This is a genomic window from Bradyrhizobium sp. B039 (genome assembly GCF_038965675.1).
GTDB classification, from domain to species: Bacteria; Pseudomonadota; Alphaproteobacteria; order Rhizobiales; family Xanthobacteraceae; genus Bradyrhizobium; species Bradyrhizobium diazoefficiens.
Genome location: NZ_CP152416.1, coordinates 2,685,970 through 2,711,914, shown reverse-complemented (window position 1 = coordinate 2,711,914; position 25,945 = coordinate 2,685,970). Strand labels below are relative to the sequence as shown.

Here is a 25,945-nt window from a genome sequence, read left to right as displayed (position 1 = left end):
AAGGCATCTCCTATTCGGCGGCCTGCGCCTGAGCGCCATAGGCCTCGGAAATCATGTAGCCGGACAGCACCCCGTAGGCGTCGGTCCAGGCCGTGGCGAGTTCGGGCGTCCAGGCCTCGCCGAGACCCTTCTCCAGGGTCCACAGCAAGGTCGCGCCGACCACGGGATAGTGCTCGGCCTTGGCGCCGTAGGCGACGTGGCGCTTGGCGAGCGCCGACGCCGCGGGAAGAATCGAGTCCAGGTTCGACAGGCCGCCGACGACGGCGGCGAGCATGCCCATCAGCTTCTTGCGCTGCTCGGTCATGTCCTCGGGAAACATCGCGCGTACGGACGGCGCCACCTCGAACAGGCGATCGTAGAACAGCACCGCGGCAGTCTCCGAAATCGGCGCGACCTTGGCGAAGCTCTGCTGGACGAGGGTAATCTGTTCGGGCGTCATGATGTTCTCCTGTCTGTTTCGGTCTGCCTTTGTCCGCGTCGTTGCGAACAAGGTTCATGGGTCAAACGTCATCAGAGAGTCTTCTCCCCGCGTACGGGGAGAAGCGAGATTCGTACCAAGTCTCTAAACGCGAGCTTCGGCGAGGCTTGGCGCGCCTTCACGCTGCGGGCTGCGACGCAGGTAGAACCACCAGGTCAGGCCGAGGCAGGAGGCGTAGAAGGCGAGATAGATCGCGAGCGCAAGCTGCGGCCCGCCGGTCATGGCGATCGACTTGCCGAAACCGCTCGGGATCAGATAGCCGCCGACCGCGCCGACCGCGCCGATGAAGCCAACCGCCGCACCGCTCTCGATGCTCGCCGTCTTCAGGGCGGCTGCGCGCGCCGCATCGCCCTTGCCGCGCACCTTGAACAGGTTCTGCTCGCGGAAGATCGAGGGGATCATGCGGTAGGTCGAGCCGTTGCCGATGCCCGTCGTCACGAACAGGATCAGGAACATCGACAGGAAGCCGATGAAATCCTTCTGCCCGACGAAATAGAGCACGCCGACGGTGGCGCCCGCCATCACGATGAAGTTCCAGAAGGTGATGACCGAGCCGCCGATCCTGTCGGCCAGCCAGCCGCCGAACGGGCGCGACAGCGAACCAACGAGAGGCCCGAGGAACGCGATCGCGATCGTCACCGACGGAAACTGCGTCTTGATCAGCAGCGGAAACGCCGCGGAGTAGCCGATGAAGGATCCGAACGTGCCGATATAGAGGTACGCCATGATCCAGGTATGCTTGCGCTTGACCACCGCCAGCTGATTGCTGATCGACGACTTGGCCGTGGTCAGGTTGTTCATGAAGAACACCGCGCCGAACACCGCGATCGCGATCGGCAGCACCCACATCAGGCCGGCGTTCTGAAGGAACACGCCGTCGACGGGGGTTGCCTGGAACAGGTTGATGACGGCGAGCGTCATCAGGATCGGGGTCAGGAGCTGCACGCTGGAGACGCCGATATTACCGCCGGCCGCGTTGAGGCCCAGCGCCCATCCCTTCATCCTGTCCGGGAAGAAGAAGGAGATGTTTGTCATGCTGGAGGCGAAATTGCCGCCGCCGAGACCGGCAGTCGAGGCGATCAGCAGCATCAGCCAGAACGGCGTGTCGGGCTGGCTGACGAACCAGGCGAGCGACAACGTCGGAATGAACAGGATGGCCGCGCTGAAAATGGTCCAGTTGCGACCGCCGAACGTCGTCACCGCGAATGTGTAGGGAAAGCGCATCAAGGCGCCGATCAGGCCCGGCACCGCGACGAGCTGGAACAGCTGGTCGGTGGTGTAATGGAAGCCTGCCTGCGGCAGCTTGGTGGTGACGATGCTCCAGATCAGCCAGACCGAGAAGCCGATATGCTCGGCCACGATCGACCAGATCAGGTTGCGTCGCGCGATAGTCTTGCCAGTCGCATTCCAGAACGCCTCATCCTCGGGGCGCCAGTCTGAAATCCAGGTCGGATTCTTCGTCATTGAGTATCCCTTCTAGGCTCACCGCTGCGTCGTTGCAGGCTCTGCCTCCGGCCACGGAGGCGCGCTCCGAGGCTTCACCCCGGTGGCGAGTTCACGATGCTGATTGATGATGTTGAGGGACGTCGTCGTTGGCGTCGCGCAAACACGTTTCAATTTCCGTGCCAATTGCGCGCGTTCGGGAAATACAGGGAATTCAGTGGCTTGTTCGAATTGCCCGAAATTTTTGCAGGGCTATTTCGCACGCAAATTTTGCGATTCGCTCAATCCCTGTGCGCCGCACAAGGATTGAGCTTGATGTCTCAAAATTAGGCGAGACGCATCGTGCGTTAACGCCGCGTTTACGCGGCCTCGACGAAGCGATGACGCTCATAGAGGAATTCGAGCACGCGCTGCCGGCACTTCAGATAGGTGGTGCTGGTGGCGAGCTCGAGCCGCTTGCGGGGACGCGCCAGCGGCACCTCCAGCACCTCACCGATGCGCGCGCTCGGCCCGTTCGTCATCATCACGATACGGTCGGACAGGAGCACGGCCTCGTCGACGTCGTGGGTGATCATCAGGATGGTGTTGCCGAGCTTCTGGTGCAGCGCCATCACCGAGTCCTGCAGATGCGCGCGGGTGAGCGCGTCGAGCGCGCCGAACGGCTCATCGAGCAGCAGCACTTTCGGTTCCATCGCCAGCGCCCGCGCGATGCCGACGCGCTGCTTCATGCCGCCGGAGATTTCGGAAGGACGCTTGTCCTTGGCGTGCGCCATCTGCACGAGATTGAGATTGTGCATCACCCAGGCGTCGCGTTCGGCCCGCGTCTTGGTCTTGGCGAAGACCTTGTCGACGCCGAGCCTGACGTTCTCGTAGACTGTGAGCCAGGGCAGCAGGCTGTGGTTCTGGAACACCACGGCGCGATCGGGCCCCGGCGAGTTGACCTCGCGGTTCTCGAGCAGCACGCCGCCGGTCGAGGCGTTGGTCAGCCCTGCGATGATGTTGAGCAGGGTCGACTTGCCGCAGCCGGAATGGCCGATGATCGAGACGTATTGCCCTTTCTCGATCGTCAGGCTGATGTCCTTCAGGACCTCCGTGGTGGCGGCGCCGCGGGTAAAAACCTTGTCGATGTGGTCGAGCTTCAGATAGGCGGTCATGTGTCCCTCCCCTCAGTTCGTCGCGGTGCCGCGGGTGACGATCTTGCCGAGGCCGGCGATCAGGCGATCGAGCACGAAGCCGACGATGCCGACATAGATCAGCGCCAGGATGATCTCGCTAATGTGCGAGGAGTTCCAGGCGTCCCAGATGAAGAAGCCGATGCCGACGCCGCCGATCAGCATTTCGGCGGCGACGATGGCGAGCCACGACAGACCGATGCCGATGCGCAGGCCGGTGAAGATGTAGGGTGCGGCCGCCGGGATCATGACCTTGCCGAAGAACTCCAGCGGATTGAGCTGCACGACGGCCGCGACGTTGCGGTAGTCCTGCGGGATGTTGCGGATGCCGACCGCGGTGTTGATGATGATCGGCCAGATCGAGGTGATGAAGATGACGAAGATCGCCGAGGGCTGGCCGTCACGGAACGCCGCGAGCGAGAGCGGCAGCCAGGCGAGCGGCGGGATGGTGCGCAAGACCTGGAACAGCGGATCGAGCCCGCGCATCGCCCAGACCGACTGGCCGACCAGCACGCCGAGCGCGATGCCGGCGATCGCGGAGAGCGAATAGCCGAAGGCGACGCGCTGAAGGCTGGCGGAGAGATGCCAGAACAGACCCTTGTCGATGCCGCCATGGTCGAAGAACGGATCGAGGATCAGCTCCTTGGTGTCCTTGAATACCCGCGACGGCGGCGGCAGTGCCGAGCCGGCGCGGCGGCAGACCAGCTCCCAGACCAGCGTCAGCAGCGCGATCACGACGAGCGGCGGGATGACGCGCACGGCGGTCTCGCGCGCCATGCGCGCGTAGGCCTCGCTCCGCGGCGGCCGCTTCGGCGTCATCGCGACGACGGGCGCGGCGCTTCCCGCGGGTGTCGCGGTCTCAACCTCAATCTTCGTGGCAGGCATGTTCATCGCTATCTCTCTCCGGCTCCGGGACGATGCGGCCGCCTCGCGGCGGCCGCAGGGCTCCATCAGACTTCGACGCGCTTGATCGCGAGCGACTTCAGATAGGCCGCCGGATTCTCGGGATCGAATACCTTGCCGTCGAAGAAGGTCTCCTTGCCGCGCGAGGTGGAGGCCGGGATGTCGGAGCTTGCGACACCAAGCGTCTTGGCCGCGTCCTTCCAGAGGTCCTCGCGGTTGACCTTGGCGATCAGCGCCTTGCTGTCGAAGCCGGCTTCGTATTTGCCCCAGCGGATGTCCTCGGTCATGAACCAGAGATCATGGCTCTGGAACGGATAGGAGGCATGATCGCGCCAGTACTTCATGATGTGCGGCGAGTTCTCGACCACCTTGCCGGCGTTGCCGTAGTCGAACTTGCCCTTGGCGCGATCGGCGATGTCCTCGACCGGGCAGTTGATCCACTGCCGCTTGCCCATGATGGTGGCGAGTTCTTCCTTGTTCTCCATCTTGTCGGCCCATTGCTGGGCTTCCATCACCGCCATCAGGATCGCCTTGGCCGCCTTCGGATTCTTGTCGACCCAGGCCGCGCGCATGCCGAGCGACTTTTCCGGATGCTTGCTCCAGATCTCGCCGGTGTTGACGGCCGTGTAGCCGATGCCCTGGTGGACCAGCTGCCCGGGCCAGGGCTCGCCGACGCAGAAGGCGTCCATGGTGCCGACCTTCATGTTGGCCACCATCTGCGGCGGCGGCACAGTGATAGTCTCGACGTCCTTGTCAGGATCGATCCCGCCGGCGGCGAGCCAATAGCGGACCCAGAGATCGTGCGTGCCGCCGGGGAAGGTCATCGCGACCTTGGCGGACTTGCCTTCGGCCTTCTTCTTCTCGAACGCCGCCTTCAACACCGATGCATCGGCGCCGACCTTGAGGTCGGCATATTCCTTGGCGACGGAGATGCATTGCGCATCGAGATTGAGCCGCGCCAGGATGTACATCGGCGTCGGCTGGTTGTTCTGCGTCACCTTGCCGGCCGAGATCAGATACGGCATCGGGGTGAGGATGTGCGCGCCGTCGATGCCGTTGCCTTCCGAGCCGAGCACGAGGTTGTCGCGCGTGGTGCCCCAGGAGGCCTGCTTCTGCACGTCGACATCGGGCATGCCGTATTTGGCGAACAGGCCCTTGTCCTTGGCGACGAAGAGCGGACCGGCATCGCTCAGCGCGATGAAGCCGAGCTTGGCGCCCTTGACCTCGGGGCCGGCGTCCTGCGCGAACGCACCGGCGGGGAAATTGAGCTTGGCGGCGGCAAGGAGGGCAGCGGTGCTGCCGGTGGCCTTCAACAATTGACGGCGGCTGAGGCCAGTATCCGAAGGCCGGCGAATGCGCTTGGTCATAGGCGGTGTCGTCCTTTTGCGTCGTTGCGAATGATTGCGTCAGTGCGCACGAGCAGCCCGTCCGTCCGTGACGCCAGAAAAAGGCGCATGCGAACGCACGACGGGGAGACCCCCGTTCGGGTGGCGTCAGCAAATCGGATGAGAAGTCTCGCGGGACGGCTTCAATGGCGTCGGCTTGGAACTATTCAAGCTTCATGCCAAGCGCAGCACCTCATAAATATTTGAAAATTCAATACGTTAGATGCACCGCGCCAGTCTGTCGCAGCCTTGCTGCGCACGCGAAATTTGCGGACTGCTCATTTCTTGTGCGCCGCACAAATCTTATGCAGCCGCCTAAGCAAAAGGCCGCAGAGCCGGCAAAAGCCGGGTCTAGGCGCGTATCATCTATTTGAAATCGCCTACCTTTTCTATCGCGCCCAAGCGGCACGCGACTTGCATTTCCATTGACGTCAACGAAGACTGCGGCTTGCCGCATTGTTGCAGCCTCTGGCGGCTGCAAACCGGAAGCTCAACTGCTTCGCGGCCCTTCTCGGCTCAGTCCTCGTGACGCGATTCCCAAGGCTTCCAGACCTCCATAGCCCTCGTGCGCGGCAGAACCGTCCGCACGGCCCAAGATGTTCAGCCGCGCTCTCTTTGGGAGCGTGTCGATCTCACTTACGAAGCAAAAGGAACCATTGATGTCGTATCTCGCGCCTTCGGAATTCGTCACCAAGATGGTGGATGCGGGCGAGTCCAAGATCTTCATGTCCACCCGAGATACCATCATCCGGGCCTATATGGCCGGCGCCATCCTCGCGCTGGCGGCCTGGTTTGCCGTCACCATCAACGTGAACACCGGCCAGCCGCTGGTCGGGGCGCTGCTGTTCCCGGTCGGCTTCGTCATGCTGTACCTGCTCGGCTTCGACCTGCTGACCGGCGTCTTCGTGCTCTCGCCGCTCGCCCTCATCGACAAGCGCCCGGGCGTCACCTTCGGCGGCGTGCTGCGCAACTGGGGCCTCGTCTTCGTCGGCAATTTTGCCGGCGCTTTCACGGTGGCCTTCATGATGGCCTTCGTCACGACCTTCGGCTTCACGCAAGACCCCGACAAGATCGGCACGGCCATCGGCAATATCGGCGAGGGCCGAACGCTCGGCTATGCCGCGCATGGCGCGGCCGGCATGGCGACATTGTTCCTGCGCGGCATGCTCTGCAACTGGATGGTCTCGACCGGCGTCGTCGGCGCCATGATCTCGACCTCGGTCCCCGGCAAGGTCATCGCGATGTGGATGCCGATCCTGGTGTTCTTCTACATGGTGTTCGAGCACTCCGTCGTGAACATGTTCCTGTTCCCGTCGGGCCTGATGCTGCACGCGAAGTTCTCGATCATGGACTATCTGATCTGGAACGAGATCCCGACCGTGCTCGGCAACCTCGTCGGCGGCCTCGCCTTCACCGGCATGACCCTCTACGCCACGCACGTCATGACCCAGCCGAAGCGCCAGGCCGGCAAGACCACGCCGTCCCGCGTCGCGGCCTGATCAAACAACGTCTCGACAGGGGAGCCTCGCCCGAGCAGGGTGAGGCTCCCCTTTGCCGGTGATGACGATGACCCGCGGACTCCTGATTTCGATCGGCCAGCACTCCGACAGGGGTCGCAAGCCCGTCAACCAGGATTTTCACGGCATCCTGATTCCGGAGGAGCCGCTGCTCAGCCTGAAGGGCATCGCGGCGGTTCTCGCCGACGGCATCTCCAGCAGCACGGTGAGCCAGATCGCCAGCGAGTCGGCGGTCAAGAGCTTCCTGATGGACTATTACTGCACGTCGGAATCCTGGACGGTGAAGACCTCCGCCCGCCGCGTGCTGGACGCGACCAATTCCTGGCTGCACGCGCAGACGCGCAAGAGCCAATATGCCTATGACCGCGACAAGGGCTATGTCTGCACCCTCAGCGCCATGGTCATCAAGGCGACCACCGCGCACATCTTCCATGTCGGCGACTGCCGCATCTACCGCGTCGCCGGCAAGGCGCTCGAGCAGCTGACCGACGATCACCGTATCATCGTGTCGTCGGAGCAGACCTATCTCGGCCGCGCGCTCGGCATCAACCCGCAGCTCGAGATCGACTACCAGACGGTCGAGATCGAGGCGGGCGACACCTTCATCCTCGCAACCGACGGCGCCTACGAATTCGTCGACCAGCGTTTCATCACGAGCGCGCTCAGCGAGCATGCAGCCGAGCTCGACGGGGCCGCGAAGGCGATCGTCGACGAAGCGTACCGGCGCGGCAGCGACGACAACATCACCGTCCAGATCCTCCGCGTTGACGCAGTGCCGCAGCGCGACTCGGCCGGCATCTTCAATCAGACCTTCGAACTGCCGCTTCCTGCGCTGCCCGAGCCACGGGCGATGTTCGACGGTTACAGGATCGTCCGGGAGATACACGGCAGCAGCCGCAGTCACATCTACCTTGCCGTCGATGCGGAGACCGAGGAGCCGGTCGCGCTCAAGCTGCCGTCGATCGACCTGCGCGACAATGCGGCCTATCTCAAGCGCTTCCTGATGGAGGAGTGGATCGCACGCCGCATCGACAGTCCGCACGTGCTCAAGCCGCTGTCACAGTCGCGGCGGCGCAGCTACCTCTATGTTGCGACCGAGTTCATCGAGGGGCAGACCCTGAGGCAGTGGATGCTGGACAACCCGCGTCCCGATCTGGAGACGGTCCGAGGGATCGTCGAGCAGATCGCCACGGGGCTTCGCGCCTTCCATCGCATGGAGATGCTGCACCAGGACCTCAGGCCCGACAACGTCCTGATCGACAAGACCGGCACTGCGAAGATCATCGACTTCGGATCGGTCAGGGTCGCGGGCGTCGCCGAGGCGGCGCCGAAATCGGCGGACGAGGAAATTCTCGGCACGGTCCAGTACACGGCCCCGGAATATTTCCTCGGCGAGGGGGGATCGCCGCGGTCCGACATGTTTTCGCTGGCCGCCATTTGCTACCATATGCTCACCGGACATCTCCCCTACGGCGCCCAGCTCGCCAAAATCCGCGGACGATCGGACGCGTGGAAGTTGAGATATCGCCCGGCCATCGATGCCGAGCGCGGCATCCCGGGCTGGATCGACGGCGCGCTCAGGAAGGCGCTGCATCCCGATCCCTACAAGCGCCACGAGGACCTCTCTGAATTCGTCTTCGAACTCAGGAATCCCAACCCGGCCTATCTCGCCACGCGGACCACGCCGCTTCTGGAGCGCAACCCGCTGCTGTTCTGGAAGCTGACCACGGCGATCCTGGCCTGCGCGGTCATCACGCTGCTCGCGGTGCTTCGGCTGCGATAGCCGGACAAGGTCGGTTCAGGCCGGCTCCGCCGCCTTCATCCCCAGCGGCTTCGGCGCCATGCCGCCGCCGGGCTTGAGGTGGAATTCGTAGGTCATCAGATGCCACTGCCCGCTCGCCTTGGTGCCGTCGGGCATCTCGAGGTCGTTGCGCGGCTCGACCTTGGCGACGAGGTCATCCTTGACGCCGAACACCACGTCGGAATCGAGATATTTGTCGCCGTCCATGAAGACATGCGTGATCAGCGGCTCATAGCCCTTCGCGTTGACCAGGAAGTGCACATGCGCCGGGCGCATCGGATGGCGGTTGGTCTGCACGATCATCTCGCCGACGGGGCCATCGGTCGGGATCGGGTAGCTGCACGGCAAAATGGTGCGGAAGAAGAAGCGGCCGTCGCTGTCCGTGATGAAACGCGCCCGCGCCGAGGCGCCGACCTCGTCATAGTTCGGCTTCTGTGAATCGTAGAAGCCGTCGTCGTCGGCATGCCAGACGTCGACGGGAACGCCCGCCAGCGGCTTGCCCTTCAGGTCGGTGACGCGGCTCTGCACGAACATCCGCTCGCCGGTTTGATTGTTCGGCGAGATGTCGGTGCCGTGCGCGGTCACCTTGTGCTCGCCGACATAGAACGGGCCGAGCACCGTGGTCTGGGTGGCGCCCTCGCGATCCCTGTGGTTGACCGCGTCCACCAGCATGGAGACGCCGAGCACGTCGGACAGCAGGATGAATTCCTGGCGGGTGTCGGTGCATTTATGACCGGTGCGGGTCAGGAAATCGATGGCGTATTCCCATTCCTCGAAGGTGAGACCGGTCTTGCTCACGTAATCGTGCAGCGACTTCACCAGTTCCTGGAGCAGGAATTTCGCCCGCGGGTTCGGCGTCTTGTCGAAGCTTTCGACCACGGCTGCGGTGAGTTCGGTCTCGTTGAACTGGGTCATGGTGCGTTGCCTTGCATTTTTCTCGTTGGCCCGGGCGGGCTCCCTGGAAGCGTTCCAGGCCGGACACTACACCACCCGGCCGGCCCGCGTTAAGCGCAACCGGCTTGGAATGGGGCTGCCATTTGGCTATCACCTTGTCGAGAAACTGCCCCGGAGGAACTGATGCTCGCCCCCACCCCCGCCTCGCCCGAATCCGTCGGCATGTCCAAGGCCGCGCTCGACCGCGTCGATGCGCACCTGAAGAACCGGTACATCGATGCCGGCCGCTTCCCGGGCACCCAGCTTCTGGTTTACCGCCGCGGCAAGATCGCGCACAGCTCGGTCCAGGGCCTCGCCGATGTCGAGCGCAAGGTGCCGGTCAAGGACGACACCATCTACCGCATCTATTCCATGACCAAGCCGCTCACCAGCGTCGCTTTCATGATGCTGGTCGAGGAAGGCCTCGTCGCGATCGACGAGCCGGTCGCCAAATACATTCCGGAATGGAAGGATCTCGGCGTGTTCGTCGCCGGCACCGCGCCGGCCTTCCTGACCCGGCCGCCGTCCCGGCCGATGCTGATCGTCGACCTGCTGCGCCACACCTCCGGGCTGACTTACGGCTTCCAGCAGCGCTCCAATGTCGATGCCGCCTATCGCGCCGAGAAGATCGGCGAGGTCGAGAAGTCGGGCACGCTCCAAACCATGATCGAGGCGCTCGCGAAGATCCCGCTGGAGTTTTCGCCGGGCGAGGCCTGGAACTACTCGGTCGCGACCGACGTGCTCGGCTACCTCGTCGGCAAGATTTCCGGCATGCCGTTCGAGCAGTTCCTGAAAACACGCATTCTGGATCCGCTCGGCATGACCGACACCGATTTCCACGTGCCGGCCTCGAAGGCCCATCGCTTCGCTGCCTGCTATTCGGCGGACCCGGGCGGCGGCATGACCTTCCATGCCGGCCAGCGCCGCGAGGGCCTGACGCTCCAGGACGATCCGGCGACGAGCTCGTTCCTGTCCCCGCCCTCCTTCATATCCGGCGGCGGCGGCCTGTGCTCGACGGCCGCGGACTATCTCACCTTCTGCCGCGCGCTGCTCAACGGCGGCGAGCTCGGCGGCGTCAGGCTGATCGGGCCGAAGACGCTGGCACTGATGACGACCAACCACATTCCGGGCGGCCGCTTCCTCCCCGAGGTATCGCGCTCGCTGTTCTCGGAAGCCACCTATAACGGCATCGGCTTCGGCCTCGGCTTTGCCGTGACGATGCGCCCGGCCGAGACGCTGATCGCCGGCAGCCCCGGCGAATACAATTGGGGCGGCGCGGCGACGACCTCATTCTGGATCGACCCGGCCGAGGAATTGATCACCATCTTCATGACGCAGGTGCTGCCGTCGAGCGCCTATCCGCTCCGGCGCGAGCTGCGCAGCATGGTGTATGCCGCGATCACCGAGACCAATCTGTAACCGCTTGAATCGATTCCGCGGCCGTCGGCCGCGGAATCTCAATATCAGACGCTCATTTGAGCATCTCCGGCACGATCAGGCGTGGCAGGAACGGCGACACGCACCGCCGTTTGCCATCCTCCTCAGTTTGACGTGCAGACCTTGACGGTCTTCATGCCGCTCTCGGCTTCGGTGCGCGACTTGTAGATCGTGCCCGACGGACTGACGACGGTCATCGACGTGTCCGTGGGCTTCTTGTCGACAACGGTGCACTTCTTCGTCTTGACGTCCTGGACGACGTAGAACTCGTCGGCCGCGAACGCCGGCAGGGACAATGCAGCAACCATCAATGCTGCAGTTGCGATCTTCAGCTTCATTTTATCCTCCTCCAATCGCCGGACGTTTCCGCCCGGCCGATTCTTGAACGGGAACAAATGGCAATTTGTTCCTAAGCAAGAGGAACGCCGTCCGCAGTGGGATGTTGACGCCGCACTTATTCCAACGAGGAGAACAAGATGAAGAAGCTGTTTCTGCTTTCCGCCGCGGCGGTGATGATCTCGACTGGCGTGTTCGCGCAGTCCACCGTGGTGACGACCACCGGAACCGGGCACGCGGCCGCCGTTCAGATCGAGCCGGAATACCGAACTAGGATCAAATCCTACATCACCGAACATCGCGTTCGCCCCGTGACGACGAAGGAGAAGATCATCGTCGGCGCGACGGTGCCGAGCGATGTCGAGCTCGAGGCGGTTCCTGCCGACTGGGGGCCCGCGCTCACCAAGTACCGCTACGTCTATTCCGGCGAGCGCGTGATGTTGGTGGATCCGGGCTCCCGGACGGTCGTCCAGGAAATCGACTGACAAGACGTGATGGAGGGGGCCGCATCAAGGACGGCCCTCTCCCGGAGTTGACGATGACATCGCATCGAGAGGCCCGGATCGCCGGTGTCAGCCTGGCGGCCATCTGCGCCATCTGCCTGTTGCTGGCCGCAATCGGCATGAGCTGACCGGCAGACACCTGCGACCGCGCTGCAAAGATTCCGTCTGGTCTGCTCGCTGAATGCAAAAATCATGGCGCGGCGCACGTCCTGACCGTATGGTCTGACAAAATCATAATCCGGCGCCGTCGCGCTGGAATCGGGACGCCCGCGTTTGTCCAGGTTCACCCTTCCGGTCCGGCTCGCTCTCCTGGTCACGGGGACGATGTTGCCGCTGATCGTCTTCGCCGTTGGCATTGCCGTCTACAACTACAAGCAGGACCGCAGCGACGCGACGCGCCGCGTGCTGGAGAACGTGCGCAGCATGCGCCTGGTGCTGGATTCCGAGGTGCAGCGGATGACCGGCGGCTTGCAGGTGCTCGCACTGACGAACTCGCTGCGCAACGACGACTTCCCGAACTTTCGCCGCATCGCGCTCGGCTTCCTCGACCAGTATGGCAAGGGCGGCCTGGTGCTGATCTCCGACCGCAAGGGCCGGCTGCTGTTCTCCTCGGCGACGGAGGACACCGCGAGCCTGCCGCCGCGCGGCAATCTGGAGATCGTCGAGAAGGTGTTTGCGACCAGAGCGCCGCAATATTCCGACCTGTTCACCGGCGCGCTCAACGGGCGGCAGGTTCTCACCGTCGAAGTGCCGGTGTTTCGCAACGGCGAGGTGATCTACGACCTCTGCTTCAGCCCGCCGATCAGCATCTTTCAGGATCTGGTGGAGAAGCAGCGCCCGGACCGGCAATGGACGGTAAGCCTGCTCGATGCCAAGGGCACCGTGTTCGCGCGCGCGCCGAACCCCAGCGAGACATTCGGCAAACGCGCGTCGCCGTCGCTCTACGCCGAGATGTTCCGCAGCGACGAGGCGGCGCTTCCGACCGTGTCGCTCGACGGCGTCGCGCTCGCCGCCGCCTACACCCGTTCGGGGCTGACCGGCTGGACCGTGGCTGCCGGCGTCGCCGAGAGTTCACTGATCGCCCCGCTCTGGCGCAACATCGCCGTCACCAGCCTGATCGGCGGCATCCTGCTGCTCACCGGCCTCACCTTTGCGGTCCGCATGGCGACGACGATCGCACGCGGCGAGATGCTGCACGATCTGCTGATCGAGGAGCTCAACCACCGCGTCAAGAACACGCTGGCCCTGATGCAGGCGATCGCGGTGCAGACCTTCCGCAGCGCGAGCCGCGAGGAGCGGGCCAAGTTCGAGGGCCGCCTCGGCGCGCTCGCCGAGGCGCACAATCTGCTCAGCCAGGAGAAATGGGCCGGCTCGGAACTGAAGGAGGTGATCACGCGCGCGCTCCAGCCGTTCCTGCTCAATGCGCCCGAGCGCATCCGGATGGACGGCCCCGCGGTGCCGCTGTCGCCGCGACTTGCCGTGGTGCTGTCGATGATCGTGCACGAGATCGCCACCAACGCCGCGAAATATGGCGCGCTGTCCAATGAGACCGGCCGGGTGACGCTGGACTGGGAAGTCATCGCCGACACACCGAAGCCGCGCCTGCGGCTGATCTGGAGCGAGATCGGCGGACCGCCGGTGACGGCGCCGGTGCGGCGCGGCTTCGGCTCGCGCCTGATCGAGCGCAGCGCCCGCGACCAGCTCGGCGGCGAGGCAACCGTCGATTTCCTGCCGCGCGGCGTCGTCTGCACGGTGACCTGCGCGCTGGACGAGGCGCGGTGAATCAACGGGATGGTCATCCCCAATGCCGGATTTGCGGGTTAGAGCGATAGCCATGTGAAGGCCTCGCACCTTTTGTCATAAAACGTCTTTCACAAAACCTCCGTTCAAGACCCAGGCAACTCAGCGCCGCCCGTCGTGCATTTTCGAAAACGCGCGCCTGCCCGGAGCAGGATCGGACAAAGCATGGCCGCTTCAGGAAAGACGCTGGGAGTTTGCGCCGCCTAGAACGTGCGCCGACCCGTACAAATACGGGCACCTGATCCGAAGCTCGATGCGATCAGGAGGAGCCACGCAATGATCGAGAGCAGCACACTCATGCGCAATCCCTCGCACAACGGCGTGCCGTCCGCACCCGGCGCACAGCCGGACGATGGTTCGACCTCCGAACGGCGGGCCGCCGACGCAGAGATGGCGCGGGTGCTCAGGACCGAACCGGCTCGCATGGCATTGGATTCCTCCGGCGCCGGCATCGCCCACTGGAAACATGATCCATTGCACGACGTCGTCGAGCCCATGAGCCACCATGTGATCATGGCGTACAACGGCATGATGCAGCGCATGGAGCGGCGGTCGGGAAAATCGGTTGCGATCGGCACGTTTCGTCCTGGAGTGGTGATCATCATTCCAGAAGGATCGAGCTCCCGATGGGATATTCCGAAGCCTGTCGATGTGGTCCAGCTCTATCTTCCGAATGCAACACTGAAGCGCGTTGCCGACGAAGCCGGGACCGCAAAACCGGCCGACCTGCTGGAGCGGACGGCGCATCCCGATCCCATCACGTCCAGACTGCTCTTGAGTGCAGCGGATGCGCTGGGGGGCAACGGAGCCCTGGATACGTTGTTCCGTCATCAACTGACGGATCTTCTGGCCACCCGCCTGCTGGTTGCCCACACCGGTTCGCCAACAACGTTTCAACAGACCATGGGCGGGCTGTCGCCGAAGGTCCTGCTCCGTGCGATCGAACGGTTGCGCTCGGACAGCGATGCGGACATCTCGCTCGATGCGCTGGCGTCCGATGCCGGCCTCTCGCGCTTTCACTTCTGCCGTGCCTTCAAGGAGAGCACCGGGCTCTCGCCGCATGCCTGGCTGCGCCAGCACAGGCTCGAGCAGGCCATGAACATGCTGCGGGAGAGCGACGAATCGGTCGTCTCGGTCGCCGCAGCGCTCGGCTATTCCTCGCAGACCGCCTTCGCCGCGGCCTTCAAGAAGCTGACGGGTGAAACGCCGAGCGATTGGCGCAGGCGCATGCGTTAGCAGCAATCTCTCGACAGGGACGGCAATCGCTCTGGGGCAGTCGGATATCTGGTTCGCTAAACATCCTGGCATCGCACGACGCGGACGGAGACCAACGATGGACTGGAAACACCTTGCAATCGCACCGCGACGGAAAGCCATCACGTCGGCGCTGCTGTATGGGCTCTCGCTGACCGTACGCTTCACCCAGCCGACAGCCGAAGAAGCGACCTTACAAGCGACGCAAAGCGCCAATCCCGCAACGTCAATCCTGATCAATCAAGGTTGGCCCAGAAAACCGATGGTGCCGGCAGCTCTGCGCGGCTGGACATCGGGCCCGAGAAGCTGCCCGGCGGCATGTGATGGCCCTGGGCTACTGTCCTCACTGCCGAACTGCGCCGCGCCGTAAGGGTCCGGCGGTCTCCGTTTCACCTCTTCGCATCATCGCCGATCACAACAGGCTCCGCCGACACCAGCGGCAGCGACGATGCGCGCGCGTCCCGAACGAGCCAAACCCAGGAGTCAACCACATGCGACTGCTCATCATTGGCGCCGGCTTCGCCGGCATGTACGCCGCCCTCTCCTCGGCCCGCCTGCGCGACATCCAGGGCGTTTCGCCTGACGATCTGGAAATCGCGCTGATCGCACCGGAGCCTACGCTGGTGGTCCGCCCGCGGCTCTACGAGCCGAAGCCGGAAACCCTGACGGCACCGCTGCTCGATGTCCTCAGGGCGATCGACGTCGACTACATCCAGGGCAGCGCCGAGACGATCGACACCAAGGCGCGGATGGTGCAGATCGCCACTCCCAGGGGCACGCGCACGACACTGTCCTACGACCGCCTCGTGATCGCCACCGGCAGCCGGCTGTTCCGCCCCAACATTCCCGGCCTTGCCGAGCACGGCTTCAGCGTCGACTCGCTCGATGACGCGATCGCACTCGACAGGCATCTGCACGGTCTGGCCGACCGGCCGGCCGTGAACGGACGCGACACGGTCGTCGTTGCCGGCGGCGGCTTCACCGGCATCGAGGCGGCAACCGAGCTGCCCGCGCGCCTGCGCAACATCTTCGGCAAGGACTCCAGGACGCGCGTCATCATCGTCGAGCGCAACGGCGCGATCGCGCCCGACATGGGCGAAAACCCCCGCCCGCTCATCGAGGATGCGTTGCGCAAGCTCGGCGTCGAGATGCGGCTCGGGGCCGGCGTCGTCTCGCTCGACAAATCCGGCGTGACGCTATCGACCGGCGAACATATCGAAACCGAGACGGTGGTCTGGGCGGCCGGCATCCGCGCCGCGCCATTGACCGCGCAGATTCCAGCCGAGCACGACAATTTCGGCCGCCTGCTGGTGGACCGAGATCTGCGCGTGCCTGTCGTCGCCGGCGTCTTCGCCACCGGCGATGCTGCGCGCGCAGCATGCGACGACGAGGGCAATTACGCACTGATGTCGTGCCAGCACGCCACGCGCATGGGAGCCTTTGCCGGCAACAACGCCGCCGCCGAGCTGCTGGGCGTTCCGACCAGGCCGTATCACCAGAAGGCCTACGTCACCTGCCTCGATCTCGGCGAAGCCGGCGCGGTGTTCACGCGCGGCTGGGAACGCAAGGTCGAGCTGGTCGGCGACGTCGCCAAGAAGACCAAGCAGGAGATCAACACCGTCTGGATCTATCCGCCGAAGGCCGAGCGCGCCGCGGCGCTCGCGTCGGCCGATCCGGAGCGCGTGACCAGTCTCTAACCACACGAGGCGATGACGGCCGCGCTCTCCTGGCTACGCGGTCCGCTCAACCAAGACCAGCCAGAACCAGGACCAACCACCTTCCCATGAAACAGGAGACAGACATGAATCTGCACAACACCTCGTACCCCGTGTCATCCGGACCTGAAGAGCTCGTTCCGTCGCGCTACGCGCTGAAGGTCGGCGAGATCGACGTGCTGGTGGTCAGCGACGGCGTGCTGCCGCTGCCAACCACGATGTTGGCGCACAACGCCGCCCCGGCCGAACGTGCGGCCTGGCTGCACGACATGTTCCTGCCGCAGGATGCCTTCGACTGGGCGCTGAATGCGGTCATGGTACGCAGCGGCGGCAAGACCATCCTGATCGACGCTGGACTGGGGTCCGACCCAAACTTGCACCTGCCGCGGGCCGGACAGTTGATCAAGCGACTGGAGGCTGCCGGCATCGATCTGTCGTCCGTGACCGATCTGGTGCTGACCCATCTGCACATGGACCACATCGGCGGGCTGCTCGTCGACGGGGTGAAAAAGCGATTGCGCAAGGACCTGCGGATCCACGTGGCCGCCGCCGAGGTCAAATTCTGGGAGTCGCCCGATTTCTCGCAGACCGCCATGCCGCAGGGATTCCCGGACGCGCTTCGCGCGACCGCCAAGCGGTTCGTGAGCGAGTACGGCAGTCAGTTGCGGCAGTTCGATGAGACCCACGAGATTGCGCCCGGCGTCATCGCCCGTCGCACCGGCGGTCACACCCCCGGACACAGCGTGGTGCGCGTAGCGTCCGGCGGCGATGCGCTGACATTCGCCGGCGACGCCGTGTTTGCGGTCGGGTTCGAACAACCCGACTGGCACAACGGCTTCGAGCACGATCCCGAGGAGGCCGCGCGCGTTCGTGTCCGTCTCTTGCGAGAGCTTGCCGAGACCGGCGAGATGCTGGTGGCCACTCACCTGCCGTTCCCGTCCATCGGCCGGGTGGCGATCGACGGCGACGCCTTCCGTTTTGTGCCGGCCTTCTGGGACTACTGACCGCCTGTTGAGTTAGGCCGAACGGGGCGCGTGCTCATGACGTTCGTGAGTACGCGCCCTGAATTCAATCAGCCCGGTATGGCCCCCGTCCACCGACCCGGATATAGCGAGAAGTACCGATGAACTATGTGCTTGGAGCATCGCAAGGATGACCTGTGCAAGTCCCGAACTCATTATCTTCGATTCGGACGGTGTCCTGGTCGATAGTGAGATCATTGCCCTGACCGTGCTGGTCCGGACAGCATCTGAGGAAGGCGTGGCGATCAGCATGGAAGACGCGATACGTTCGTTCCGAGGGGTGAAGATGACGGACTGCGTGCGCGAAATCGAGCGCCGGTTAGGCCGCAGTGTCCGAGACACTTTCGTCGCCGACGTTCGGCAAGCAACCGCGCTGGCTTTTGATGCCGAACTGAGGCCTGTCGAGGGAATCCATGCAGCGTTGGCCGCAATCACCGCTCCGGTTTGCGTGGCGTCTAACGGACCCATGTCGAAACTCACGCATGCCCTCGGATTGACGAGCTTGCTGGGGCACTTCGAAGGACGCATATTCAGTGCGTACGAGGTTGGTTCGTGGAAGCCGGACCCCGGCCTGTTTCTGCATGCTGCGCAGACGTTGGGCGCTCACCCCTCACGTTGCATCGTTGTTGAGGACTCGTTATCCGGGATTTACGCAGCAAAGGCCGCAGGAATGAGGGTCCTCGGCTTTACCGGAGGTGATCCGGAAATTGAGCAAGAGTTAGCAGCTGTCTGCGACGACCTCTTTCATCGCATGAGCGACCTTCCGGCTTTGCTGAGCATGGAATGATTGCAGCACTCCCATTCGACACGCCCTACCCGAACGTCTGCAACGCCGGAAACGTCTCCAGCAGCCAGATGCTCACATTCGAGACCGCGCCGGTGAGAAAGCCGATGCCGGTGATCACCATCAACACGCCCATGGCGCGCTCGACATTGACGAGATGGCCCTTCATGCGCGCGAACAGCGCGGAGAACTGCTCGATCATCAGCGCGGCGATCAGGAAGGGAATGCCGAGGCCCGCGGAATAGACCGCGAGGAGCCCTGCGCCCTTGGTCACCGTGGCTTCGGCCGCGGCGATCGAGAGGATCGCGGCGAGGATCGGGCCGATGCAGGGCGTCCAGCCGAAGGCGAAGGCGAGGCCCATGATGTAGGCGCCCCACAGGCCGACGGGTTTCGGGATCGGCAGCCGGCCCTCGCGCATCAACAGGCCGATGCGCGTCAGGCCGAGGAAGTGCAGACCCATCACGATGATGACGACGCCGGCGAGGATCGACAGCTCCGCCGACCAGGCCCGGATCAGCCCGCCGACCAGCGAGGCGCTGGCGCCGAGCGCCACGAACACGGTGGAGAAGCCGAGCACGAACAGAAGCGCCGACATCATGATTGCGCGCTTGGAGGCCGATGACGGCTCGTCGCTCTCGACATGCTCGATCGTCGCGCCCGTGAGATAGATCAGGTAGGGCGGGACCAGCGGCAGGACGCATGGGGAGAGGAAGCTGACGAGGCCGGCAATCAGCGCCGCCGGGATCGAAACATTTTGCATGATGCAGTCGGAGCCATCTCAGGCGCCGGCGCGGCGCGCGGGGAATGCGCGCGGCCCGGAGCACCGGCTCTGGTGTAGCCGATGCCGGAAAATGCGCAACAGAGGCGCACAAAACCAGGGCTCCTCCCGATGCCGTCCGCAATCACAGATGCGGCATCGGGACGCGCACAAACCTCGCCAAAAAGCGAGATCCGGCGGCGCGGCTACTTCACCACGCGGAGCAGCGGACGCCGGGGCTGGTCCTGCGTCTGCTTGGAGGGGGGTGGCGGTTCGCTTGCAGCGCTCCGCAGCATTTCGTCGCACAATGCCTTGAGATCGGCACTGTCAATTCCTTTGAGTTTCATCCGCACGTCCAGGATGACAATGGACAGCAGCTCGGCCGACTCACGGCTATTGATCTCGTTGAGAACCCTGCGGCACTCCTCGAGCGTTTCCAGCACCGACTGCAACTGTTCGTCTGAATGCGACACCGGCGTTCTTTCCGTTAATTCGGCCTGCGAGACGTGTTGGTGACGACCCCTCTGGCCCCCATGGAGAGCCAACGATAGCACGAGGCCGCTGCGCCTCTGAACATGATTTCAGTGTGTTTCTGCGTTGAAACTGCGGTTCCGGCGAACATCGCCCCGCTGCTTAATTGGCCATCATCGAAACGTCGAAGGGTAGAACGCACGATGCGCTGTGATCGATCCGTCCTGGAAGGCGGGAACGCCTCTCTCGCAAGCAGATCAATTGCGGACAGCGCCGACAATCCCGCAGCCATTTCACGGCTCGCAACGGAACTCACGCGACACCCCTCATTCGGGCGAAAGCTTGCCCGATTCCCAGCCCTTGGCCGCACTCAGATACCACCTTCGAGGTAGTAAGGATGGCGTTCAAAACTCGCCATTCCCCAACCCGTCGTGGTTGTGGTTTGCGCCAGATTCTGCCAGTTTAACAACCCGAAGGGACTTGTATGCACTCCTTGGCGGAAAGGGGCGTTCCACTAGAGGAACGCCAAAAAGCAAATCTCAGCGGCCTCTCGGATTGGGATGCCGCCCGGATTTTCCTGGAAGTCGTCCGATCCGGAAGTTTCCGCTCGGCGGCCGAACGTCTGTCGCTGTCGATCAACGCCGTCCGCCGACGCATCGACGATTTCGAGCGTCAGACCGGCACTACCCTTTTCACCCGCGACGTGCACGGCACCCACCTGACTGACGAGGGCACGATGGTGGTCTCCGCCGTCGAACGAATGGAGGCGGCTGCATTCGACGTGCTGCGCACCAGCGATTCGACGGCCAATGTCCTGTCCGGCGAGGTCCGCGTCGCGGTGACCGAGGGCCTTGGGACGTTCTGGCTCGCCCCGCGCCTGGTCGAATTCCAGCAGGCCTATCCGAAGATTCTGGTCGACCTGCATTGCGCGATGCGATCCGCAGACGTCTCCCGCCACGAGGCTGACGTCGCCATCCACCTGTCGCGTCCTTCCGCGCTCGACGTCAAGCTGGTGCGGCTCGGCCGCATGCATCTGATGTTCTGGGCCTCCGAGAAATACATCGAGAAACATGGCGCTCCGCGCTCGGCAATGGAATTGATCAAGCACCGCTTGGTGCTGCAATTCGCCGACCAGCTCGCCGCCAAGGAAACTTTCGAGAGCTTCTTCCCGGGCGTTCCTGAACGTGACCTTCTGGTCATGAAGACCAACGTCTCAAGCGCCAACTACTGGGCTGTCGCGAATGGCGCCGGAATCGGCGTATTCCCGAGCTACGCCGTCGCGCTTGGCGGGAAGTTGATTCCACTGGAGGTCGAGCTGAACCGACCGCTGGATATCTGGTTGTCCTACCATCCCGGTAGCGGCCGAATTCCGCGGGTACGGCACATGATTGACTGGCTGATCGAGGCTTTCAATCCGGCTCGCTTCCCGTGGTTTAAGGAAGAGTTCGTGCACCCGCATGAATTCAAGGACTCGTATATGGGCGAACCCCTGACCCAGCTCTTCGGGGGATTTTCAACCGAAGAACGGTGAGAACGAACATGAAAACAGCGGCGAAGAGAATGAAGCAACGCAGTGCCGGCAAGCCCGACATCGAGCTTGGCAAACGGATCCGTCTGCGGCGCGTCGAGATGAAGATCTCGCAGGCCGAGCTCGGCGAGAAGCTCGGCGTCAGCTTCCAGCAGGTTCAGAAATACGAGAAGGGCGTCAATCGCGTCGGCGCGGCTCGGCTTCAGCAGATCGCCACCGCCCTCGACGTACCCGTGACCTTCTTCTACGACGGCGACAACAAGGCGCGCGAAGTCGAGAGCCTGCTGTTCCTCGATTCGGCCTTCAGCCTCCGCCTGCTGCGCGCCTACAGCAAGATCAAGGACCAGACGGTGCAGCGTCAGCTCGTCTCGCTGATGGAATCGATCGCGGCGAACGAAGCCTGATCCATCTCGGCGGTCTGGCCTTCAAGGCCGACGTTCAATCCACCGCGTCGCGGGGCGCGGCCGGATTGAACGAGACCCGCTGGATCAGATTTGGCGTGCGCGCCGTCCGCGCGCGGCATTCGGGGCGGCCTGACCGCCCTTTTTTTTGGACTTTTTCTTGATCTTTTTCTTCATCTTTTCCCTGCCCCCGCCCGCGGTTTTCGCGAACCCATCTCCACCCTGCCGCGACCCAATCGAGAGACTCCGTACTGGACGCGCGGAGTTTTCGACTGCCGTGCTTAATGGGACCTCAATATTGATGCCCTAGCTTCCCGCCGATCTTACCAATCGGCGCCCGCGGCGCGGCGACCGGGAAATTGCCAATGCGAGCGCTCGTCCGGGCCTCGTCCTCAGGGGAAGAACAAGACAGATGTCGAAGCGCCATGCCGTGATGATTGCCATGGGCCTCTTCGCCAGCGCTTCCGCGCTCGCGCAGACCGAGACCACGGGCCAGGCCGGCTCCAGCCCGGCGGCGTCGGGCGGCACCGTGCCGGCCGCCGCCAATCCGGCCCACGCGGCCGCGCCGAAAACCGCCGCGTCGACCTCGGCCTCGACGCCGGAAAGCCGCTCGGCCGCGGCGCTCGCGATGACGCACGAGCCGACCTATGACGAGGGCTCAGCCCAGCGCATCAAGGACGCGGCGCTCAGCTATTCCGATCTCGCGGTGCGCGGCGGCTGGCCGACGATCCCGGCAGACGCCAAATTCGCACTCGGCGTCCAGGGCGCCAATGACGACCTGCTGCGCAAGCGGCTGATCGTCTCCGGCGACCTTTCCGCCGACAAGGCAAGCGGCGCCTTCGACCAGGATCTCGCGGACGCGGTGAAGCGTTTCCAGGCCCGCCACGGGCTGGCGCCGACCGGCATGGTGACGCCGCGCACGCTCGCGGCGATGAACGTTTCCGTGCAGAAGCGCATCCGGCAGCTGGAGGCTTCGCTCCAGCGGCTCGAGAACATGAATTTCGACTTCGGCCAGCGCTCTGTCGTGGTCAACATCCCCGCGGCCTTTGCCGAAGCGGTCGAGAACGACGTCGTGGTGCGGCGCTATCGCGTCATCGTCGGCAAGACCGAAAAGCCCTCGCCGACACTGACGGCCCAGATCACCAGCGTCGTTCTCAATCCGACCTGGACGGTGCCGTCATCGATCGCCAAGACCGAAATCTCCGCGCATATGCGCAAGGACCCGACCTACCTGTCGCGTATGCACATGGAGGTGCTCGACGCCCACGACAATCCGATCGATCCGCATTCGGTCGACTGGTCCGGCACGCATACGCCGAACTTCACCGTGCGCCAGCAGAACGGCACCTTCAACGCGCTCGGCGCGGTGAAGATCGACATGCCGAACGCCTACTCGGTTTACATGCACGACACCAACCAGCGCAATCTGTTCAGCGACGACTACCGTTTCGATTCCCACGGCTGCTCGCGCGTCGACAACGTGCGCGATCTCGCCGCCTGGCTGCTCAAGGACCAGCCGAAGTGGAGCCGCGCCGCGATCGACGCTGAAATCGCGACCGGCCAGCACCTCGACGTCGCCATGGCGAAGAAGGTCCCGGTGGCCTGGATCTATCTCACGGCGTGGATGACCAAGGACCAGACCGTCCAGTTCCGCAACGACGTCTATAACCAGGACGAGCAGTTGCTGGAGGCGACCGCGGAAGAGGCGGCCTTCTTCAGCAATGCCGGCAGCCATCCGCTGACCGCGCACATGACGCGCTAGGATCGGCGCGGTAGCCGCGCCATGCAATCGCGGCACAGGCGGATGCAGAGCCCCTCGCCTCGCCGCGGTTGACCCGGACCTCGGCCCGGCAGCACATTGCGCCCGGCCTACGACAAGCGAGCGCGCGATGCCCGACATTTCCAATGAAACTTCCTACGCCGACGGCAAGATCCTCAAGCACGCCACTGATGGCGTCGGCGTGATCACCTTCAACAATCCCGACAAGCGCAATGCGATGTCGCTGGAGATGTGGGAGGGATTTGGCGAGGCACTGACGGCCTTGCGCGACGACGACGCGGTGCGCGTCGTGATCCTGCGCGGCGCCGGCGGCAAGGCGTTCGTATCCGGCGCCGACATCAGCCAGTTCGAGAAGACGCGCCACAACGCGGCGGCGTCCGAGGAATACGCCAGGCGCAGCGCCGCCCAGCGCGCGCTGCTCGCCGACTATCCCAAGCCGACGATCGCCTGCATCCAGGGCTTTTGTCTCGGCGGCGGCATGCAGGTCGCGATGCTCGTCGACATCCGCATCGCTGCGCATGGCAGCCAGTTCGGCATTCCCGCGGCAAGGCTCGGCATCGCCTATGGCTACGACGGATTGCGGCACCTGGTGTCGCTGGTCGGCCCGTCCTGGGCGCGGCTGCTGATGTACACGGGCATGCGGATCGATTCCGCGGAAGCGCTGCGCATTGGCCTCGTCGAGCGCGTGGTCCCGGACGATCAGCTCTGGGGCGAGACCATGGCGATCGCCGCGACGATCTCGCAGAACGCCCCGCTCGCGATCAAGGCCGCCAAGATCACCATCGCACAGGTGCTGAAGGACGAAAGCGGTCGCGACATGGAGGCGATCAAGGCGATCGGCCATGCCTGCATGGACTCCGCCGATTTTCGCGAGGGCCGGCAGGCCTTCATGGAGAAGCGCAAGCCGCAATTTTCGGGGCGGTGAAGCTGAACCGGCATTCAGGAAGATTAAATTCCTCTGCCTCCTGCACCGCGATAGCAACCAACTGATCCGTCGCAAGTTCTTCCGCCACCAACGAGGGAGATTGCGATGAAACTCAAGTTTGCTGTGCTTGGTCTGGCCGCGCTCGGCAGCGCTGCACTGGCGTCAGGGCAAGCGCTCGCGGCGATGCCGAACGGCATTCCCCAAGCCGATCGCGTCGCAAGCGGTCCGGCCGCTGACGTCGATCAGGTCCGAATGGTCTGTAATCAGTGGGGCCGCTGCTGGTGGCGTCCGAACTATTACGGCGCCTATGGCTATTACGGTGGCCCGCGCAGGCACTATGGCGGCCCGCGCCCATGGGGCTGGGGTCACCGCCACTGGCACCGCTGGTGAACGACGAAGGGGCCGCGAGGCCCCTTTCTCTTGGCATCTGACTACAGCGCCCCCAGCACCGCCTTCGTGATGTCGGCCGTGCCGTTGCTGCCGCCGAACTCCATCGGCTTGATGCCGCCGGCATAGACCTGGTCCACCGCACGTTCGATCGTCTCGCCGGCTTCTGCCGCGCTCTCGACGCCGTGCTTGTCCGCGATCCAGTCCAGCATCATCGCGGCCGACAGGATCATGCCGGTCGGATTGGCCTTGCCCTGCCCCATGATATCGGGCGCGGTGCCGTGGCAAGGCTGGAACACGGCGTATTTGTCGCCGATGTCGGCCGACGGCGCCATGCCGAGACCGCCGATCAGGCTCGCGGTGATGTCGGAGACGATGTCGCCGAACATGTTCTCCATCACCATCACGTCGAAATCCCAGGGACGCTTCACCAGCATCGCCGAGCAGGCATCGACATAGAGCCGGTCGGTCCTCACCTCCGGATGCTTCTTGGCAATCTCGTCGAAGATGCCGCGGAAGAAGGCAAAGGCCTTGAACACGTTCGCCTTGTCGACGCAGGTCAGCATCCCCGGCTTGCCGCGCGCCTTGCGGCGTGCGGCGAGGCGAAACGAGAACTCGAACAGGCGCTCGGAGGTCCGGCGCGTGATCACCATGGTCTCGCGCGCATCCTCATGGGTGACGACGCCCTTGCCCATCGAGGCGAACAGGCCCTCGGTGGATTCGCGGATCACGACGAGGTCGATGCCGCGCGTGTCGGCGCCGACGATCGGGCTCGGCACGCCCGGAATGAGCCGCGCCGGCCGCACGCCGGCATAGAGATCGAAGATGAAGCGCAGCTCGATCTGCGGCGCGATCTCGGTGTTGTCGGGGTAGCGCACCGACGGCAGGCCGCAGGCCCCGAGCAGGATCGCATCCGCCTCCTCGCACAGCTTGATCGTGCTCTCGGGCATCGACTTGCCGGTGGCGAGATAATTGTTGGCACCGGCCGGCGCCTCGGTGAAGCGGAAGCGCAAATCCGATTTCTGTTCGATCTTGCGCAGCACCTCGATCGCCGGAGCCATGACTTCAGGGCCGATGCCGTCACCGGCGAGCACGGCAATGTGGAAGGCGTTGTTTGCGGACATGGGGGTTCCTGCATTTTCGGGCGTCATTCCGGGGCGGTCCGCAGGACCGAACCCGGAATCTCGAGATTCCGGGTTCGATGCTTTGCATC

The 25,945-nt window shown here is 64.0% G+C and carries 25 protein-coding genes; 15 read left to right on the top strand and 10 right to left on the bottom strand.

Annotation, left to right across the window (positions count from 1 at the left end; translation table 11 throughout):
* Window positions 1–10: 10 nt before the first annotated feature.
* The 5 genes from AAFG50_RS12815 to AAFG50_RS12795 form a co-directional block, all read right to left on the bottom strand.
* Window positions 11–439 carry a globin family protein gene (locus AAFG50_RS12815; RefSeq protein WP_028174791.1) on the bottom strand — a complete coding sequence of 143 codons (429 nt, stop codon included), beginning with the start codon at window positions 437–439 and terminating at the stop codon, window positions 11–13.
* 123 nt (window positions 440–562) lie between these two features.
* Entirely contained in the window at window positions 563–1,942 is a 1,380-nt protein-coding gene (locus AAFG50_RS12810; RefSeq protein WP_011085590.1) for an MFS transporter, read from the bottom strand.
* A 338-nt stretch (window positions 1,943–2,280) separates the two neighbouring features.
* Window positions 2,281–3,075, bottom strand: coding sequence for an ABC transporter ATP-binding protein (locus AAFG50_RS12805; RefSeq protein WP_028174790.1), 795 nt, complete (start codon window positions 3,073–3,075; stop codon window positions 2,281–2,283).
* 12 nt (window positions 3,076–3,087) lie between these two features.
* Window positions 3,088–3,984 carry a nitrate ABC transporter permease gene (gene ntrB / locus AAFG50_RS12800; protein ID WP_028174789.1) on the bottom strand — a complete coding sequence of 299 codons (897 nt, stop codon included), beginning with the start codon at window positions 3,982–3,984 and terminating at the stop codon, window positions 3,088–3,090.
* A gap of 59 nt (window positions 3,985–4,043) precedes the next feature.
* Window positions 4,044–5,363 (bottom strand): CmpA/NrtA family ABC transporter substrate-binding protein, encoded by a 1,320-nt coding sequence (locus AAFG50_RS12795; protein WP_028174788.1) that lies wholly within the window; start codon window positions 5,361–5,363, stop codon window positions 4,044–4,046.
* Window positions 5,364–6,040: 677 nt separating this feature from the next.
* Between AAFG50_RS12795 and AAFG50_RS12790 the strand changes: the two genes are divergently transcribed.
* Together AAFG50_RS12790 and AAFG50_RS12785 are read left to right on the top strand one after the other, a co-directional pair.
* Entirely contained in the window at window positions 6,041–6,880 is an 840-nt protein-coding gene (locus tag AAFG50_RS12790) for a formate/nitrite transporter family protein (protein ID WP_028174787.1), read from the top strand.
* 61 nt (window positions 6,881–6,941) lie between these two features.
* Window positions 6,942–8,681, top strand: a complete 1,740-nt coding sequence (locus tag AAFG50_RS12785; RefSeq protein WP_039184038.1) for a bifunctional protein-serine/threonine kinase/phosphatase — start codon at window positions 6,942–6,944, stop codon at window positions 8,679–8,681.
* 15 nt (window positions 8,682–8,696) lie between these two features.
* Here the strand turns inward: AAFG50_RS12785 and AAFG50_RS12780 are convergent, their stop codons facing one another.
* Complete coding sequence (locus tag AAFG50_RS12780) at window positions 8,697–9,614, bottom strand: intradiol ring-cleavage dioxygenase (protein WP_028174785.1); 918 nt, start codon at window positions 9,612–9,614, stop codon at window positions 8,697–8,699.
* A gap of 162 nt (window positions 9,615–9,776) precedes the next feature.
* On the opposite strand from AAFG50_RS12780, the gene AAFG50_RS12775 reads away from it, so the two are divergent.
* Entirely contained in the window at window positions 9,777–11,051 is a 1,275-nt protein-coding gene (locus AAFG50_RS12775; protein WP_028174784.1) for a serine hydrolase domain-containing protein, read from the top strand.
* Between the two features lie 122 nt (window positions 11,052–11,173).
* Here the strand turns inward: AAFG50_RS12775 and AAFG50_RS12770 are convergent, their stop codons facing one another.
* A complete protein-coding gene (locus tag AAFG50_RS12770; RefSeq protein WP_011085581.1) occupies window positions 11,174–11,407 on the bottom strand; it encodes a hypothetical protein in 234 nt (77 codons plus the stop codon).
* Window positions 11,408–11,545: 138 nt separating this feature from the next.
* Here AAFG50_RS12770 and AAFG50_RS12765 point away from each other — a divergent pair, with 138 nt between their 5' ends.
* The 7 genes from AAFG50_RS12765 to AAFG50_RS12735 all read left to right on the top strand — a co-directional run bounded on the left by AAFG50_RS12765 (window position 11,546) and on the right by AAFG50_RS12735 (window position 18,486).
* On the top strand, window positions 11,546–11,890 hold the full coding sequence (locus tag AAFG50_RS12765; protein ID WP_028174783.1) for a DUF1236 domain-containing protein: 345 nt from the start codon (window positions 11,546–11,548) through the stop codon (window positions 11,888–11,890).
* 342 nt (window positions 11,891–12,232) lie between these two features.
* Window positions 12,233–13,690 carry a sensor histidine kinase gene (locus tag AAFG50_RS12760; protein ID WP_049832541.1) on the top strand — a complete coding sequence of 486 codons (1,458 nt, stop codon included), beginning with the start codon at window positions 12,233–12,235 and terminating at the stop codon, window positions 13,688–13,690.
* Between the two features lie 315 nt (window positions 13,691–14,005).
* Window positions 14,006–14,944, top strand: a complete 939-nt coding sequence (locus AAFG50_RS12755) for an AraC family transcriptional regulator (RefSeq protein WP_028174781.1) — start codon at window positions 14,006–14,008, stop codon at window positions 14,942–14,944.
* A 97-nt stretch (window positions 14,945–15,041) separates the two neighbouring features.
* Window positions 15,042–15,332 carry a hypothetical protein gene (locus tag AAFG50_RS12750; protein ID WP_074077158.1) on the top strand — a complete coding sequence of 97 codons (291 nt, stop codon included), beginning with the start codon at window positions 15,042–15,044 and terminating at the stop codon, window positions 15,330–15,332.
* A gap of 121 nt (window positions 15,333–15,453) precedes the next feature.
* The gene (locus tag AAFG50_RS12745; protein ID WP_028174780.1) at window positions 15,454–16,659 is read left to right on the top strand and encodes an NAD(P)/FAD-dependent oxidoreductase; all 1,206 of its coding nucleotides are present in this window, start codon (window positions 15,454–15,456) and stop codon (window positions 16,657–16,659) included.
* Between the two features lie 104 nt (window positions 16,660–16,763).
* Window positions 16,764–17,681, top strand: coding sequence for an MBL fold metallo-hydrolase (locus AAFG50_RS12740; protein ID WP_028174779.1), 918 nt, complete (start codon window positions 16,764–16,766; stop codon window positions 17,679–17,681).
* 148 nt (window positions 17,682–17,829) lie between these two features.
* Window positions 17,830–18,486 carry an HAD family hydrolase gene (locus AAFG50_RS12735; RefSeq protein WP_028174778.1) on the top strand — a complete coding sequence of 219 codons (657 nt, stop codon included), beginning with the start codon at window positions 17,830–17,832 and terminating at the stop codon, window positions 18,484–18,486.
* A 25-nt stretch (window positions 18,487–18,511) separates the two neighbouring features.
* Here AAFG50_RS12735 and AAFG50_RS12730 read toward each other — a convergent pair whose 3' ends face one another.
* Window positions 18,512–19,243 carry a cytochrome c biogenesis protein CcdA gene (locus tag AAFG50_RS12730; protein ID WP_011085573.1) on the bottom strand — a complete coding sequence of 244 codons (732 nt, stop codon included), beginning with the start codon at window positions 19,241–19,243 and terminating at the stop codon, window positions 18,512–18,514.
* A gap of 203 nt (window positions 19,244–19,446) precedes the next feature.
* Window positions 19,447–19,713, bottom strand: coding sequence for a hypothetical protein (locus AAFG50_RS12725; protein ID WP_011085572.1), 267 nt, complete (start codon window positions 19,711–19,713; stop codon window positions 19,447–19,449).
* 482 nt (window positions 19,714–20,195) lie between these two features.
* On the opposite strand from AAFG50_RS12725, the gene AAFG50_RS12720 reads away from it, so the two are divergent.
* From AAFG50_RS12720 to AAFG50_RS12700, 5 genes are all read left to right on the top strand, one after another.
* Entirely contained in the window at window positions 20,196–21,242 is a 1,047-nt protein-coding gene (locus tag AAFG50_RS12720) for a LysR family transcriptional regulator (protein ID WP_011085570.1), read from the top strand.
* Between the two features lie 29 nt (window positions 21,243–21,271).
* A complete protein-coding gene (locus AAFG50_RS12715) occupies window positions 21,272–21,643 on the top strand; it encodes a helix-turn-helix transcriptional regulator (RefSeq protein ID WP_014497036.1) in 372 nt (123 codons plus the stop codon).
* A gap of 409 nt (window positions 21,644–22,052) precedes the next feature.
* Window positions 22,053–23,402: a L,D-transpeptidase family protein gene (locus AAFG50_RS12710; protein ID WP_028174776.1), complete on the top strand. Its 1,350-nt coding sequence runs from the start codon at window positions 22,053–22,055 to the stop codon at window positions 23,400–23,402.
* Window positions 23,403–23,529: 127 nt separating this feature from the next.
* The gene (locus AAFG50_RS12705; protein ID WP_028174775.1) at window positions 23,530–24,345 is read left to right on the top strand and encodes an enoyl-CoA hydratase; all 816 of its coding nucleotides are present in this window, start codon (window positions 23,530–23,532) and stop codon (window positions 24,343–24,345) included.
* Window positions 24,346–24,450: 105 nt separating this feature from the next.
* Complete coding sequence (locus AAFG50_RS12700; RefSeq protein ID WP_028174774.1) at window positions 24,451–24,735, top strand: hypothetical protein; 285 nt, start codon at window positions 24,451–24,453, stop codon at window positions 24,733–24,735.
* A gap of 41 nt (window positions 24,736–24,776) precedes the next feature.
* Here AAFG50_RS12700 and AAFG50_RS12695 read toward each other — a convergent pair whose 3' ends face one another.
* A complete protein-coding gene (locus AAFG50_RS12695; RefSeq protein ID WP_028174773.1) occupies window positions 24,777–25,856 on the bottom strand; it encodes an isocitrate/isopropylmalate dehydrogenase family protein in 1,080 nt (359 codons plus the stop codon).
* Between the last annotated feature and the right edge of the window lie 89 nt (window positions 25,857–25,945).